16 protein-coding genes are annotated in these 13,782 nt (G+C 67.2%); 11 read left to right on the plus strand and 5 right to left on the minus strand.

The window, feature by feature from the left end; translation table 11 throughout:
• Positions 1–104 precede the first annotated feature (104 nt).
• The 6 genes from FHS94_RS05970 to FHS94_RS05995 all read left to right on the plus strand — a co-directional run bounded on the left by FHS94_RS05970 (position 105) and on the right by FHS94_RS05995 (position 6,185).
• On the plus strand, positions 105–1,640 hold the full coding sequence (locus tag FHS94_RS05970) for a tryptophan halogenase family protein (protein ID WP_184055966.1): 1,536 nt from the start codon (positions 105–107) through the stop codon (positions 1,638–1,640).
• Positions 1,640–2,359 (plus strand): SapC family protein, encoded by a 720-nt coding sequence (locus FHS94_RS05975; protein WP_184055664.1) that lies wholly within the window; start codon positions 1,640–1,642, stop codon positions 2,357–2,359. The genes FHS94_RS05970 and FHS94_RS05975 overlap by 1 nt, the downstream gene beginning before the upstream one ends.
• The gene (locus FHS94_RS05980) at positions 2,352–3,386 is read left to right on the plus strand and encodes a cupin-like domain-containing protein (RefSeq protein ID WP_184055666.1); all 1,035 of its coding nucleotides are present in this window, start codon (positions 2,352–2,354) and stop codon (positions 3,384–3,386) included. Before FHS94_RS05975 ends, FHS94_RS05980 begins: the two co-directional genes overlap by 8 nt.
• Positions 3,383–4,888, plus strand: coding sequence for a tryptophan halogenase family protein (locus FHS94_RS05985; protein WP_184055668.1), 1,506 nt, complete (start codon positions 3,383–3,385; stop codon positions 4,886–4,888). Before FHS94_RS05980 ends, FHS94_RS05985 begins: the two co-directional genes overlap by 4 nt.
• Entirely contained in the window at positions 4,888–5,931 is a 1,044-nt protein-coding gene (locus FHS94_RS05990) for a LacI family DNA-binding transcriptional regulator (protein WP_184055670.1), read from the plus strand. Before FHS94_RS05985 ends, FHS94_RS05990 begins: the two co-directional genes overlap by 1 nt.
• An 86-nt stretch (positions 5,932–6,017) precedes the next feature.
• Positions 6,018–6,185: a hypothetical protein gene (locus FHS94_RS05995; protein ID WP_184055672.1), complete on the plus strand. Its 168-nt coding sequence runs from the start codon at positions 6,018–6,020 to the stop codon at positions 6,183–6,185.
• A gap of 6 nt (positions 6,186–6,191) precedes the next feature.
• On the opposite strand, the gene FHS94_RS06000 is transcribed toward FHS94_RS05995, so the two are convergent.
• Positions 6,192–7,481, minus strand: a complete 1,290-nt coding sequence (locus tag FHS94_RS06000; RefSeq protein ID WP_184055673.1) for an MFS transporter — start codon at positions 7,479–7,481, stop codon at positions 6,192–6,194.
• A 137-nt stretch (positions 7,482–7,618) separates the two neighbouring features.
• Between FHS94_RS06000 and pgsA the strand changes: the two genes are divergently transcribed.
• The 3 genes from pgsA to FHS94_RS06015 are packed head-to-tail and all read left to right on the plus strand — an operon-like array spanning position 7,619 to position 8,873.
• Positions 7,619–8,185 (plus strand): CDP-diacylglycerol--glycerol-3-phosphate 3-phosphatidyltransferase, encoded by a 567-nt coding sequence (pgsA, locus tag FHS94_RS06005; protein WP_184055675.1) that lies wholly within the window; start codon positions 7,619–7,621, stop codon positions 8,183–8,185.
• A 2-nt stretch (positions 8,186–8,187) separates the two neighbouring features.
• Entirely contained in the window at positions 8,188–8,439 is a 252-nt protein-coding gene (gene moaD, locus FHS94_RS06010; RefSeq protein WP_184055677.1) for a molybdopterin converting factor subunit 1, read from the plus strand.
• Entirely contained in the window at positions 8,436–8,873 is a 438-nt protein-coding gene (locus FHS94_RS06015; protein WP_184055679.1) for a molybdenum cofactor biosynthesis protein MoaE, read from the plus strand. The genes moaD and FHS94_RS06015 overlap by 4 nt, the downstream gene beginning before the upstream one ends.
• Positions 8,874–9,025: 152 nt before the next feature.
• Here FHS94_RS06015 and FHS94_RS06020 read toward each other — a convergent pair whose 3' ends face one another.
• Positions 9,026–9,925, minus strand: coding sequence for a hydrogen peroxide-inducible genes activator (locus FHS94_RS06020; protein ID WP_184055681.1), 900 nt, complete (start codon positions 9,923–9,925; stop codon positions 9,026–9,028).
• A 114-nt stretch (positions 9,926–10,039) separates the two neighbouring features.
• Here FHS94_RS06020 and epsC point away from each other — a divergent pair, with 114 nt between their 5' ends.
• Both epsC and FHS94_RS06030 read left to right on the plus strand, forming a co-directional pair.
• Complete coding sequence (gene epsC / locus FHS94_RS06025; protein WP_184055968.1) at positions 10,040–10,732, plus strand: serine O-acetyltransferase EpsC; 693 nt, start codon at positions 10,040–10,042, stop codon at positions 10,730–10,732.
• Entirely contained in the window at positions 10,732–11,076 is a 345-nt protein-coding gene (locus FHS94_RS06030; protein ID WP_184055683.1) for a DUF2794 domain-containing protein, read from the plus strand. Before epsC ends, FHS94_RS06030 begins: the two co-directional genes overlap by 1 nt.
• A 34-nt stretch (positions 11,077–11,110) precedes the next feature.
• On the opposite strand, the gene FHS94_RS06035 is transcribed toward FHS94_RS06030, so the two are convergent.
• The 3 genes from FHS94_RS06035 to FHS94_RS06045 form a co-directional block, all read right to left on the minus strand.
• The gene (locus FHS94_RS06035) at positions 11,111–12,151 is read right to left on the minus strand and encodes a hypothetical protein (protein ID WP_184055970.1); all 1,041 of its coding nucleotides are present in this window, start codon (positions 12,149–12,151) and stop codon (positions 11,111–11,113) included.
• A gap of 64 nt (positions 12,152–12,215) precedes the next feature.
• On the minus strand, positions 12,216–13,130 hold the full coding sequence (locus FHS94_RS06040) for an SDR family NAD(P)-dependent oxidoreductase (protein ID WP_184055685.1): 915 nt from the start codon (positions 13,128–13,130) through the stop codon (positions 12,216–12,218).
• Positions 13,131–13,207: 77 nt separating this feature from the next.
• Positions 13,208–13,765, minus strand: a complete 558-nt coding sequence (locus tag FHS94_RS06045) for a hypothetical protein (RefSeq protein WP_184055687.1) — start codon at positions 13,763–13,765, stop codon at positions 13,208–13,210.
• Positions 13,766–13,782 lie beyond the last annotated feature (17 nt).

A 13,782-nucleotide genomic window follows, 5' to 3' on the forward strand; every position in this document is an offset into this window, starting at 1 on the left:
CCGTTGGGAGGGTGGCTTTTTCCAGCGTCGGGCGGCACAAGCGGCATCGCGGCATGCCGCTCGACACATGGCTGAACGGTAGGACGGGCACGGTGAAGCAGCCCATGACCCGGGCCGATAACCGGCCCGTTTCCCGGATCGTGATCGTCGGCGGTGGTACCGCCGGCTGGTTGGCCGCGTGCCGGATCGCCGCGGCGGCCGACCCCGCTGCCGAGCACCCGGTCGAAGTCACGCTGATCGAGTCGCCCGACGTCGCGACCATCGGCGTGGGCGAGGGCACATGGCCGACGATGCGTGCGACGCTGGAGAAGATCGGCATCGCAGAGGCGGAATTCCTGCTCGCCTGCGACGCATCGTTCAAGCAAGGGTCTCGCTTCATCGGCTGGGCGACCGGCGCGGAGGGGGATGCGTATCTCCATCCCTTTACGCCGCCCACGGATGCGGATCCCCGGGCGCTTGTCAGTGCCTGGCAGTCCCAGGCGGGCGGGCGTTCCTTTGCCGAAGCCGTGACGCCGCAGGCGGGGGTGACGCAGCGTCGGCTTGCACCGCGCCAGCGATCGATGCCCGGTTATGCCGGCGCGCTGAATTATGGCTATCACCTCGACGCGACCAAGTTGGCGGGCCTGTTGGCGCGTCACGCGACAGGGCGGCTGGGCGTGCGCCATCTGCGCGACCATATGACCGAGGTCGAGCGGGCGGAGGACGGCGACGTGCTGGCGGTGCACACCCGTTCGCATGGCCCGATCGACGGTGACTTCTTCCTCGACTGCACCGGCCATGCCGCGCTGCTGGTGGCGGACGTGCCCTGGATCGATCGCAGCGGCACCTTGTTCAACGATCGCGCACTCGCGGTGCAGGTGCCGGTAGCGCCCGACAGCCCGATCGCCGCCCAGACTGACGCCACCGCGCATCGTGCCGGCTGGATCTGGGACATTGGCCTTCCGACCCGGCGAGGGGTGGGCTGTGTGTACGCGTCCAGCCACATGAGCGACGACGAGGCGGCCGCGACGCTTGCCGGATATCTTGGCACTGCCGAGGTTCCGACCGCGCGGCGGCTGATGTTCCGGTCGGGCCATCGCGAGCGGTTCTGGGTCGGTAACTGCCTGGCGGTGGGATTGTCGGCGGGCTTCCTTGAGCCTTTGGAGGCGTCGGCGATCGTCACGGTGGAGTTGTCGATCGACGCGCTGCTCGGCGACTGGCCCACGCGCGCCGCGCTGGCGATCCAGGCAAAGCGGTTCAATGAGCTGTTTCGGTACCGCTGGGACCGGATCGTCGAGTTCCTGAAGCTCCATTATGCGCTGAGCCGGCGGCAGGAGCCGTATTGGCGCGATCACCGGGCGGCCGAAACAATGCCCGACCGCCTCGCTGACCTGATCGCGCTGTGGACGCATCGCCCGCCCAGCAGCGACGACCTCCCCATGGTCGATGAGGTGTTCCCGGCCGCCAGCTATCAATATGTGCTGTACGGCATGACCGATGCCGTACAGACGGCGGGGCAGTTCCGGCCCGAACCCGCACCCAATCTTGCCGCGGTGGAGCAGCGCGCCCGCGCCCTGTTCGCCTCGCTTCCCACCAATCGCGCTTATCTTGATGCGCTGCGGGCCGCGCATGGCCCGGCCGCGCTGGAGCAACAATCCTGATGTCGAACCATACCATTCTCACCAGCGAGGAACATCGCGAACTGCGCGTGTCGACCACGCGCGAAGCCGGGGCAGGCGATGCCGTGATGTCGGCACTGGTCGTGCCGGACGAGTTCCGGCGTGTGCAGAACGAATACCCGATCCTGTTCCGTCTGAACCTAGAGCGGGACCGGTACACCGCGCTCGCCCTGTTCGGGTTCGAGAACGGCGAGAACCTGTTCCTGGACGGCGACCGCTGGGACGCGCGCTACAGGCCGCTCTCCATCGACATCCAGCCGTTCCTGATCGGGCGCCCCGCGACCGAGGGTGGCGAGGCGCAGGTCCATGTCGACCTGGACAGCCCGCGGATCGCGACGGGCGGGGAGGGCGTGCGCGTGTTCGACGAGGACGGCCGCCCGACGCCTTATCTGGAGACAATCGCCGAGCAGTTGGGCGCGCTGGATGCGGGCTGGCGTGGCAGCGACGATTTCTTCGCCGCGCTGACCCGGTACGACCTGATCGAGCCGCTGACGATTGACGTGACCCTGGACAGCGGGTCCGAGCATCGGCTGGCCGGGTATCACGGGATCGACGAGGATCGGCTGCAGGCGCTGGACGCGAGCGAATTGGGCGACCTGCACGAGGCGGGGCACCTGATGCCGATCTTCATGGCGCTGGCATCCTTGTCGAACCTGGCCAAGCTGATCGCGCGCAAGAACGCGGTGGTTGCGCGTGGCTGAAGCCGATCCCGGCCTTTCCATGCGCCTGCCAAGCGTGCCGGAAGTGTCGGTCACCGATGCGGGCGATCTTGATGCGCGGTTGCGCGAGGCGACCGAGCCGTTCGTGGTGCGCGGGCTTGTCGCCGATTGGCCGTTGGTAGAGGCCGGGCGCCGCTCTGGCCGCGAAGCGCGCGACTACCTGTTGCGCCGTCGTCGCGATGTGCCCTTCACCGTATCGGTCGGCGCGCCCGCGACCGACGGCGGACGGCTGTTCTACGATGATGCCATGGGCATGAACTTCCGCACGCTTCGCGCGAAACTGCCGGAGATATTCGCGCAGATCGACACACTGGAAGAGCGGGCGGACGCGCCGCCAATCTATCTCGCCTCCATTGACGTGCATGGCTTCTTCCAGGGGCTGCACGAGGCGAACCATGTCGACCTTGGCGCGCGTGAGCCGATGGCGAGCATCTGGATGGGCACGCGCACCCGCGTCGCGGCGCATAACGACATGCCCGACAATCTTGCCTGTGTGGCGGTCGGGCGGCGGCGCTTCACGATCTTTCCGCGCGACCAGTTCCGCAACCTGTACCTGGGGCCAGTCGACAACACGCCCGCCGGCAGGGCTGTCAGCATGGTCGATTTCCACGACCCCGATTTCGAGCGTCACCCGCGTTTTCGCGAGGCGCTAGCGCATGCACAGGTGGCGGAGCTGGAGGCGGGCGATGCGGTGTTCGTGCCCTCCATGTGGTGGCACCATGTCGAGGGGCTGGAGCCCTTCAATGTGCTGGTAAACTATTGGTGGAAGGAAACGCCGCGATGGCTGGGCGTGCCGCAGGATGCGCTGAACCACGCCATGCTTGCCATTCGCGACCTGCCGGCCGACCAGAAGCAGCACTGGCGCGACCTGTTCGAGTATTATGTGTTCAACAATGGGGATGACGTGGTGAGCCATATCCCGCCGGGCGCCCGCAGCGTGCTCGACCCGCTGACGCCGGAAAGCGCCGGACGACTGCGCGCGTATCTTGTTGGGCAGCTCAGCCGATGAGCGGCGGGGAAGGGCGCCTGCGACGCATCGTGGTGGCGGGCGGGGGCACTGCCGGCTGGATGGCCGCTGCCGCCATTGCGCGCACCATGGGTCATGCGGTGGAGCTGACCCTGGTCGAATCCGACGCCATCGGCACGATCGGGGTTGGCGAGTCCACCATCCCGCCGCTCGCCATTTTCAATCGCCTGCTCGGCATCAATGAAGCCGACTTCATGCGGGCGACGGGCGCCACCTTCAAGCTCGGCATCCTGTTCAATGGCTGGAAGACGGAGGGTTCCTCCTACTTCCATTCCTTTGGCCTGACGGGGAAGGATCATTGGTCCGCCGGCTTCCAGCATTTCTGGATGTACGGGCAGAGCAAGGGCCATACCCAATCCTACGACGACTACTGCCTGGAACTGGTCGCGGCGATGCAGGGCCGGTTTGCGCACCTGCCCAATGACGGCACGAATTACGCCTATCAGCTCGACTCCGGGCTATATGCCCGTTTCCTGCGGCAGATGGCGGAGGCCGACGGCACGAAGCGGGTCGAGGGTCGCATCGCGCGGGTGGAACTGGACGGCGAGAGCGGCGACATCGCCGCGCTGCATCTCGACTCCGGCCAGCGGATCGAGGGCGACCTGTTCCTGGACTGCACCGGCTTTCGCGCGCTGCTGATGGAGGGTGCCCTTCATACCGGGTTCGACGACTGGACCCACTGGCTGCCGTGCGACAGCGCGATCGCGGTGCAGACTGACAACGTTGGCCCACCCGTGCCCTATACCCGCGCCACCGCGCATGACGCGGGCTGGCAGTGGCGCATCCCGCTGCAACACCGCACGGGCAACGGCATCGTGTATTGCAGCCGGTACCTTGCCCAGGACGCCGCGCTCGAGCGGTTGCTGGCGAATGTCGAGGGGCCGGTGCTGACCGAGCCCAACCGCATCCGCTTCACCACCGGCGTGCGCCGCCAGCAGTGGCACCGCAACTGCGTTGCGATCGGACTGTCGGGCGGGTTCATGGAGCCGCTGGAGTCGACCAGCATTCACCTGATCCAGCGCTCGGTGCTGAGGCTGATCCGGATGCTGCCGTTGCGCCAGGTGTCGGCCCGTGACATCGCCGAGTTCAACGACCAGCAGTTCCAGGACATGGAGCAGATCCGCGATTTCCTGATCCTGCATTATTGCGTGACCGACCGCCGCGACAGTGCGTTCTGGCGGCAGGTCAGCTCCATGTCGATCCCTGACAGCCTGGCCCAGAAAATCGAGCTGTTCCGCGAAACCGGCCGCGTGTTTCGCCGCAACGAAGAGTTGTTCGCGGAGAATAGCTGGATCCAGGTCCTGATGGGGCAGGGCATCACGCCCGCTGCCTGGCACCCGGTCGCCGAGAAGCTGCGCGACGACGAGCTCGACCAGTTCCTCCGCTCGATCCGGGAACAGGTCGCCCGCACGGTCGCGACCATGCCCGACCACGGCACCTATGTTGCGCGCTATTGCGGCGCGGCGCGGGCGGAGGCTGCCTGATGGCGCGTCGTCGCCAGGCGGTCACGATCAAGCACGTTGCCGCCGATGCCGGCGTGTCGCTGCAGACCGTCAGCCGCGTGATCAACAAGGAGCCGAACGTCCGCCCGGAGATGATGGCGCGGGTGCAGGAGGCCATCGAGCGGCTGGGCTATGTCCCCTCCATCGCCGCGCAACGGATGGGCGGCTCGCGCTCCTACCTGATCGTCGCGCTCAACGATCGCGAGCGCACGATTGCGGGCTGGCGCAATCATGAGGGGACCGACTGGGTCGACCAGATGCTGCTCGGCGGGATGCTGAAATGCGCGGAGCATGGCTATCGCCTGATCGTCGAGCTGGTGGATACGCACAGCGACCATATCGAGCGTGAGCTGTCCGCCGCGCTCGCCGCCTTGCAACCCGACGGCGTGATCCTGACGCCACCGCATTCGCAGAACCCGCTGATTACCGGCCTGCTGGAGCGTGAGGGGATCAGCTTTGCCCGCATCGGCTCCCTGGCGCCGGGGCGTGGCTTCGCGCTGACCATGGGTGACACGGGCGCGGCGGAGATGGCGACCGATCACCTGTTCGCGCTGGGGCATCGCCGCATCGGCCTGATCGCCGGGCCGGACGAATATGAGCTGAGCGCATGGCGTGTCGCGGGCTGGCGCGCGGCAATGGCGGCGCACGACCTGCCCACGGACGACCTGATGTTTCAGGGCGACTTTTCCTATGAGTCCGGGCGGCAGGGGGCGGAAGCGCTGCTGGAGGCGGGTGCGACCGCCATTATCGCCAGCAACGACCAGATGTCGCTCGCAACGCTGCTGCTGGCGAGGGATCGGGGCCTGGACGTGCCGGGCGACCTGTCGCTGGTCAGCTTCGACGACACGCCGATCGCCCGCTTTGCGCACCCGCCGCTGACATCGGTGGTGCAGCCCATCGCGGAGGTCACGTCCCGTGCGGTGGAGCTGATCATTGCCGAGCGGGCGGGCCGGGATGCACCGACCGATCCGATCGAGATCGCCGCCAGCCTGGCCGTTCGGGGGTCCACGGCACCGCCGCGTTGATTAGCAAATGTCCCGTTCGGGGACGGAGCCGGCTTAACCCTCTTTGTGGCTGGGCGGAATCGTAAACGAGGCGTTAACGTCTCGCTATGACCAGACGACTTGTCCTGACCAATGAGGCCGCCCGCCACCCCTTCCGCCGAAGCCTGCCGCCGCCCGACACGGGCGCGCAGCGCCAGCGCGAGGAAGATCATCTGAAGCTCTTTGCCTTGAGCTTCGCGGCGTTCTTCACCTGCTTCTACACGTTCCTGTTCTGACGGGCTTCAGTCGCAGGCGCGATGGAGCTTCTGGGCCAGCCACGCGCTGACCAGGCACATCGCCGCCACGATGAACAACATGTCCTCGGGCGTCACGCCCATCGCGCTGGCGCCGGTAACCGCGCCCGCGCCGATCGCCATCGCGGCGGAGTTGACGACGTTGTTCGCGGCCACGGTTCGCGCTGTCTGATCCTGGCTGACCGTGGTGGTGAGAAAGGCATAGAGCGGCACCACGAACATGCCGCCGGTGACCGCGATCGCCAGCAGGGTAAGCATGACCAGCACGGCGCGCGGTTGCGCGATGAATTCGGCCCAGTCGTAAAGCTCGCCGTGGGGCGCGGGATCCCAACTGCGCACCAGGAATGAAAACGCGACGACGCACGCGCCCATCGCGATCACCGAGGCGGGCGCATATTTGGCCGAGATCTTGCCCTTCAGCAGCGTGTTGATGACCACCGACCCGATCGCGATCCCGACGGACAGCGTTGCCGTGAACAGGCTCGCGACCTCTTGCGTGGTGGTCAGCACGTTTTTCACCAGGGGCGGGAAGATGATGATCAGCACCGCGCCGATGGTCCAGAAAAAGCTGATTGCGCAGATCGCCAGGAACAGCCGCGGGATGTGCAGCGTAGCACTGATCAGTCGCCAGGAGGAGGAGAACGGGTCCCAGTTTAGTCGGAGCGGGGGCCCCTGGCGGGGCGCCGGGTCGACCTGTCGCCCGGAATACCAGCCAATCAGCGCCACCCCGATCACGCCGAACGCGGCGGCCTCGATCGAGATATAGCCGGCGATGATCGTGCCGGTCAGGATGGCGAGATAGGTGCCCGCTTCCACAAGGCCCGTACCACCCAGCACGTCGCGCTTGTCCAGATGCTGGGGCAGGATCGCGTATTTGATCGGCCCGAAGAACGTCGAATGGACGCCGAGCAGGAACACGGTCCCCAGCATCATCGCAATGCCGAAATTGGTGTATCCGGCGCGCGCCGCCATCAGCCCGCCGGCGCCGACCAGCATGATGCCGATCTCCGCCGTCTTCACGATGCGGATGATGCGCGCCTTGTCATGGCTGTCCGCCAACTGACCGGCCAATGCCGACAGGAACACAAAGGGCAACGTCGACAGGGCGGTGGCGATGGCGTTGAAGCGCTGTTCGACCTGCGGGTCGTTGAACACCGTATAGGTGGCGAACAGCACCATCGCCTGTTTGAACAGGTTGTCGTTGAACGCACCCAGGAACTGAGTGGTGAACAGTGGTGCAAATCGCCGCTGCTTGAGCAGCCCGAGCGCATTGATCATGTGCGGCGGCGGCTCAGGTCGTTGCCCATGAGGCGCCGCATAGCGAAGGCTTTCCGTGCCCGCAAACAACCAATCGCATTCAAATGGGACGATTTGTGCCGTTTGCGGCTTGTAGGGGAAGGGACTAGGGGTGCCGAATGTTGACCCTGCCCAACCTGCTGACGCTTTCGCGGATCGTCGCGGTGCCGTTGCTGGTTGCGCTGTTGTGGTGGCCACAATGGGAGGCAGGCTATGCCTTTGCCTTCGCGCTCTACTGCCTGATGGGGGTCACCGACTATTTCGACGGCTACCTTGCCCGCGCGCAGGGGGCGGTGTCGCGACTGGGCATCTTCCTTGATCCGATTGCGGACAAGATCATGGTCGCGGCCGTGATCCTGATGCTGGTCGGCACCCGGTTCGAGGACCGAGCGATCATCACCGGCATCCACCTGATCGCCGCGCTGGTGATCCTGCTGCGGGAGATCACCGTGTCGGGCCTGCGCGAGTTCCTGGGTGGCATCCAGGTGTCGGTGCCGGTGTCCCAACTGGCGAAGTGGAAGACGACGTTGCAGCTTGTCGCCTTTGGCGCGCTGATCCTGGCGGGGGCGCTGCCGGCGGCGGAGTGGATCAAGCTGGTGGGCCTGGCGACCCTGTGGGGGGCGGCGGTTCTGACGCTGATCACCGGCTGGGACTATTTGCGCGTCGGCCTGAAGCACATGGACTGACGATGCGCCTGGTTTACTTCGCCTGGGTGCGTGAACGGATCGGGACGGGCGAAGAGCAGGTGGCCCCGCCTGCTGATGTAGCCACGGTGGCCCAACTGATCGACTGGCTTGCGGCAAACAGCGCCGGCCATGCCGCAGCCTTTGCCGAACGCGACCGCCTGCGCGCGGCGGTGGATGGCGTCTTCGTCGGCCTGGATGCCAGCGTCGTGGGCGTGGACGAGGTCGCGATCTTTCCACCGGTGACTGGCGGATGATCCGCATCATTGTCTCCCCCGAGCCGATCGACCTGACCGCCGAAATAGAGCGGGCGGAGGCAGCGGGTGTCGGCGCGGTGGCGACCTTTACCGGCATCGTCCGCGCCGATGACGGGGTCGGCGAGTTGGAGTTGGAGCATTATCCCGGCGTTACCGAACGGGCGCTGACGGGCCTGACGCAGGAAGCGCTGCGGCGCTGGTCGCTGGCCGGAGCGACCGTGGTACACCGGGTCGGGCCGATGCGGCCGGGCGAGCGCATCGTGTTCGTCGCGGCAACGGCCGCCCACCGCGCGGCCGCGCTGGAGGCCTGCGCCTTCCTGATCGATCGGTTGAAGACGGAAGCGCCGTTCTGGAAACGGGAGCGGCGCGGGGACGAGGCGCATTGGGTCGAGCAGCGCGAAACGGACGTCGGCGCGGCTGCTCGCTGGGACTGAACGAAAAAGCTGTCCTACAGGGAGGGTCCGCTGGCAGATACTGGTGGATGCCACGCCAGCAACTCTCCTCCACACAGTCCCGACTCGCTCACTTGGCCGCAGCGGCCGGTCAGAAAACGCGAAGGCGCAAGGCCCTGGGCCTCTGGCGCTGCCTAGCGCGCCTTTGCGAGCGTATCGGCCAAAAGGCGAAAGTCGGCTTCCCGCGGCGAAGCGCGTCGCCATACCAGCGCGATGCGACGCACGGCGTCGGGCGATGCGAGCGGGCGCGCCTCGATACCGGTATGGTCCAGGATGCCGGCCTTTACCGCCATTTCGGGCAGCATGGTGACGCCCAGCCCGTTGTCGACCATTTGCACGATCGTGTGAAGCGAGGTGCCGAGCATGGTCGCCTCCGCCCGCAATTCGGGCCGCGCACAGGCGGCGAGAGCGTGGTCGCGCAGGCAGTGGCCGTCCTCCAGCAGCAGCAGCCGCTCGGGATTAATCGCGTCGGGGGAGACTTCCGCATCGTCAGGCAGTTCCCCCGGCGGGCCCGCCAGGAACAACCGGTCTTCAAACAATTCGGCCGCCGTCACCTCGCCACAGCCATAGGGCAGCGCGAGCAGCACACAGTCGGCGCGGCCGTTGTTCAGCGCCTCGCACGCCGCAGCGCTCGGCTCTTCACGCAGGTAGAGCTGCAGGTCGGGATAGTCGGCGCGCAGGCGGGGCAGGATGTGCGGCAGCATGAACGGGGCGATGGTGGGAATGACGCTCATCCGCATTACCCCCGAAAGCGGCCGTCCGGCGGCGCGCGCCAGATCGCCCAGTTCCTCCGCCTCTCGCAACACCCGGCGTGCCTTGTCCGCGATCCGTTCGCCGAGCGGGGTGAAGCGGACCACCCGGCGCGTGCGCTCCACCAGCACCAGCCCGATCAGCGTTTCGAGCTCCCGCAGGCCGGCGGACAGGGTCGACTGGGTGACGAAGCACGCCTCCGCCGCCCGACCGAAATGACCATGATCGCGCAGGGCGACCAGGTATTGGAGCTGCTTCAGGGTGGGGAGGTAGGTTGCCGCCATCGCACCGCAACAACCACCAACCCGCCCGCGGCGCAACCGTGGCGTGGATCAGGGGTTCTGGTAATCATTACGCAGGCAGCCTAGATGCCGGACGCTCAAGGGGACCACGCGCCGATGTTCAGCCGGTTGGCTGCCTATCTTGATTCCATTCGCGCCCGCGACCCGGCGCCCCATTCGCGTGCCGAAATCATGCTGTACCCCGGCGTCTGGGCGCTGGGGTTCCACAAGGTCGCGCATCGGCTGTATCGACGGCGCCAGTTTTTCCTGGCGCGGCTGGTCAACCATATCAGCCGCTGGGCAACCGCGATCGACATTCATCCCGGCGCGACGATCGGGCACCGCTTCTTTATCGACCATGGCTTTACCGTGATCGGCGAAACCGCGCACATCGGCGATGATGTCACCATCTATCAGTGCGTGACGTTGGGCGGAACCAGCCCGGACAATGGCGTCGCGGGCAAGCGGCATCCGACGATCGGTGATGGCGTCATCATCGGATCGGGAGCGCAGGTGCTGGGCCCGATCCATATCGGCGCGCGGTCGCGCATCGGCGCCAACGCGGTGGTGACCCGCGAGGTGCCGGAGGGTGCGGTGATGGTCGGCATTCCCGCGCGCCCGACAATGGTCGACGGCGGCGCGGCGGAAAGCCCGCGCTTCGTGCCCTATGGTACCCCGTGCAGCGCGCAGTTCGACCCGCAGACCCAGCGGATCGAGCTGCTACGCTGTGAGCTGGAAACGCTGCGTCGCCGCCTGGACGCGCTGCTGGCCGAACAGGACGAATCGCAAAAAGAGGTCGGTCGCGGCTGATGGGGACGGTCACACCGTTTCCGCTCGCCCCCGGTCGACCAAGCCAGGTTGGGTTCGAGCGGTTGGAGCTCAACCGCATCCTGGACCTGTACGGCCGCATGGTGGCGGCGGGTCATTGGCGGGACTATGCCATGGACCTGGGGCGGGAGGCCGCCGTGTTTGCCGCGTTTCGCCGGACGGCCGAGCGGCCGGAGTTCCGCATCGAGAAGCGTCCCGCCCTGCGCGCGCGCCAGGGCATGTGGGCGCTGATCGGCGAACATGGCGCGATTGTGAAGCGGGGCCACGAACTCGGCCCCGTGCTGGCGCCCGTCGAGCGCCGCCTCTTGAAGCTGGTGGAGGGGTAAAGGCCGCCGGCGTCACACCGGCGACCTTTGTCCGTCAGGCGGTCGCGAGTGCGACCGGGGGCAAGCGCCGTCCCATCGCGCCCAGCCGTGCCACTGCGGCCCGGCGCATCGGCTGCCAAAAGGCAGACATGATCAGCAGCGCCGATCCGATCACCAGCGCGGTGAGTGACGCGCCCAACTCTACCGCCCCGGCGCTGCGGAACAGGGCGTAAAGGGCGTAAAGGACATAGACGAGCCCGGACACCAGCAATGCCCGGCGATCCACCGCCAGCGCCACAAAGGCGAAGGCGACGTAGAGCGCCAGCACCACCAGCGCGACGGGCCAGCCGATATCCCCGTTGAACACGCCGAGCATCTGGAAGGTCGAATGCGCGATCATCGGTGCGGCCGCGAGGTGGAGCCAGAACGCGACGTCCGACCGACGCGTCCGCCGTTCGCGATCCGACAGGTCCCACCGCATCGCCACCGCGAACACGCCGGCACCGGCGATCAGCAGCACCGGCCAGACCAGCTTGTTCGCCAGGTCCGGCATTGCGGCCGCGACCAGCGCGACGAGCAGTCCGACCAGCGTGACGGCGCCGGCAGCGACCGTGATCGGCACCGCAAACCGCCGCCAATGGAGATTCGCCGCAACCGCCCCGACCGTGGCGGTGCCCGCGCCGATCAGCGCCTGCAGCTGTGGCGAGGGCTGTGCGTCGGACCCGATCGCCTGGATCCAGCCGCTCGCCACCGTACCCGCGCACCCGCCGACAAAGGCGAGCAACAGGATGATGCTGGGCAGCGCCATGCGCCGGCGCGCCGTGAAGAAGGTTGCCAGCGCCCAGGCCGTCACCGCAACGGCCACGCCGCCCAACGGGACGGCGATACGCTGCCCGATCTGCTCCACCGCCGCGAGCAACAGCACCACCGCGATCGACACGAAGATGTCGTTGAACCCGGTCAGCAACCGGAAATGCTCCTCGTCGACCGCCGGCGCGCGATGCGCCGCGGCGACGTGATCCCGAAATGCCGCCGCCGCAGCGGGGCTGATCGCCCCCGCTGCTACGGCGCCGTCGATGTCGCTTTCGCTGTACATGGCCGTTCCCTCCTGTTCGGCCATGATGTCACGGGTGTCTTGCTGGTGCAATACACCAAAGCGGTCAGGCGAATGGCCGGCCAGCATCCGCGAGCGTGCGGCCGATCAGCATCGCCTGTTCGCCGCCGGAGGTGGGAATGATCTCGCGCTCGCGGCTGGCGATTGCGCCCCAATGGTCAGCGACAGCATCGGGGGTCAGATCGTCGTCGGACAGCGCGACCCCCGGAGTCAGCGTGACGTAGCTGGCCTGCACCACGCCTGCTCCCGCACCGACGATCTGCCCGGACGGCGCATCGCGAGATACCAGGAACAGCGCGGCCGGGGTCACTCGTTCGGGCGAGAAAGCGTCGAATGCCTGGTCCGGCAGCAGCCCCTGCGTCATCCGCGTGCCGGCCGTGGGCGCAATAGTGTTGACCCGGATGTCGTGTCGGGCACCTTCGAGGTGCAGCGTCTTTGCCAGGCCGACGACGCCCATCTTTGCGGCCGCATAGTTGGCCTGGCCGAAGTTGCCGAACAACCCGCTGGAGGAGGCTGTCATCAGGACGCGGCCGTAGTTCTGGTCGCGAAACCCGTCCCAGCAAGCCTTGGTGACGAAGGCGGAGCCGAGAAGATGTACCCGGACGACGAACTCGAAATCGGCAGGGTCCATCTTTGCGAAGGTCTTGTCGCGCAAAACTCCGGCGTTGTTGATCAGGATGTGGACGCCGCCCCAGCGCTCCTTGGCGCCCGCGACCAACTCCGTAACTTGGTCATAGTCGGCGACGTCGGCACCGTTCGCCATCGCTTGCCCGCCGGCAGCGCTTATCTCCTCGACGACCTGGGTTGCCGCATCGGAACTGCCGGTGCCATCGCTGCTGACGCCAAGATCGTTGACGACGACGCGCGCACCGCGTGAGGCAAGGGCGAGTGCATAGGCGCGGCCGAGCCCCCCGCCGGCACCGGTGACAATGGCAACATGGTCGTCAAAGCGGATAGGCATGGAAAAGGCGCTCCTCGGGTGAGAAGCGCCTCTTCTTAGATGGCTGGATGCGCCGCGCAATCGCGACGCGATCCAACTTACGAGCGCCGGCGACGCGCCTTGGCGCGCTTGCCCGAACCGCTGGCCTGCATGCAGTTGTCGTACTGGCCGGACTTGCACACCGGATAGCTGGCGAGCGGGGCCGGGGCCGGGAATGCCTGCGACGGGCTCATCGACCCCATGGTGTTCGACGAGGGCGCATAGCCGCCCGCGGGGTCGGTATCGGTCGCGCTGGGTGCGGGGGCAGGCGTCGCAGCCGCCATCGCGCCGCCCGTCGCCGCACCACTGGTGGATGCGTCACCGCCGGTCGACATGGCGCCGCCGGTGGCCGAACCCGCCGTGGTGGACGTGTCCGTTCCGCCGGTGGTCGTGGCGGTCCCAGCCGTGCCGGCCTGGGTCGTCGAGGACGGGTCGCCAGCCTGGGTGGCGCTGCCTGCAGCGCTGCCATCCTGCTGCGGCGTCGTGGTCGAGTCGGTCGGGGTCGTGGCAGGCACGGTCGAGGGCGCCGTCGAGTCGGTCGCCGGCGTGCCCGTCGTGGTCTGGGCAAAGGCGGGCACCGCGATCAGGGCGGCGGCGGCCAGCAGAACATGCTTCATTGAAAATCTCCTGTTTC

Origin of the sequence: Sphingomonas aerophila (assembly GCF_014199305.1) — a bacterium.
GTDB classification, from domain to species: Bacteria; Pseudomonadota; Alphaproteobacteria; order Sphingomonadales; family Sphingomonadaceae; genus Sphingomonas; species Sphingomonas aerophila.

What these genes read in the sequence shown, in the direction of transcription:
- moaD (WP_184055677.1), top strand. Translation starts at nt 8,188, where the DNA reads ATGCGCCTGGTTTACTTCGCCTGGGTGCGTGAACGGATCGGGACGGGC.
- FHS94_RS06015 (WP_184055679.1), top strand. Translation starts at nt 8,436, where the DNA reads ATGATCCGCATCATTGTCTCCCCCGAGCCGATCGACCTGACCGCCGAA.
- FHS94_RS06030 (WP_184055683.1), top strand. Translation starts at nt 10,732, where the DNA reads ATGGGGACGGTCACACCGTTTCCGCTCGCCCCCGGTCGACCAAGCCAG.
- epsC (WP_184055968.1), top strand. Translation starts at nt 10,040, where the DNA reads ATGTTCAGCCGGTTGGCTGCCTATCTTGATTCCATTCGCGCCCGCGAC.
- FHS94_RS06045 (WP_184055687.1), bottom strand. Translation starts at nt 13,765, where the DNA reads ATGAAGCATGTTCTGCTGGCCGCCGCCGCCCTGATCGCGGTGCCCGCC.
- FHS94_RS05975 (WP_184055664.1), top strand. Translation starts at nt 1,640, where the DNA reads ATGTCGAACCATACCATTCTCACCAGCGAGGAACATCGCGAACTGCGC.
- FHS94_RS05990 (WP_184055670.1), top strand. Translation starts at nt 4,888, where the DNA reads ATGGCGCGTCGTCGCCAGGCGGTCACGATCAAGCACGTTGCCGCCGAT.
- FHS94_RS06040 (WP_184055685.1), bottom strand. Translation starts at nt 13,130, where the DNA reads ATGCCTATCCGCTTTGACGACCATGTTGCCATTGTCACCGGTGCCGGC.
- FHS94_RS05985 (WP_184055668.1), top strand. Translation starts at nt 3,383, where the DNA reads ATGAGCGGCGGGGAAGGGCGCCTGCGACGCATCGTGGTGGCGGGCGGG.
- pgsA (WP_184055675.1), top strand. Translation starts at nt 7,619, where the DNA reads ATGTTGACCCTGCCCAACCTGCTGACGCTTTCGCGGATCGTCGCGGTG.
- FHS94_RS05995 (WP_184055672.1), top strand. Translation starts at nt 6,018, where the DNA reads ATGACCAGACGACTTGTCCTGACCAATGAGGCCGCCCGCCACCCCTTC.
- FHS94_RS06020 (WP_184055681.1), bottom strand. Translation starts at nt 9,925, where the DNA reads ATGGCGGCAACCTACCTCCCCACCCTGAAGCAGCTCCAATACCTGGTC.
- FHS94_RS06000 (WP_184055673.1), bottom strand. Translation starts at nt 7,481, where the DNA reads ATGATCAATGCGCTCGGGCTGCTCAAGCAGCGGCGATTTGCACCACTG.
- FHS94_RS06035 (WP_184055970.1), bottom strand. Translation starts at nt 12,151, where the DNA reads ATGTACAGCGAAAGCGACATCGACGGCGCCGTAGCAGCGGGGGCGATC.
- FHS94_RS05970 (WP_184055966.1), top strand. Translation starts at nt 105, where the DNA reads ATGACCCGGGCCGATAACCGGCCCGTTTCCCGGATCGTGATCGTCGGC.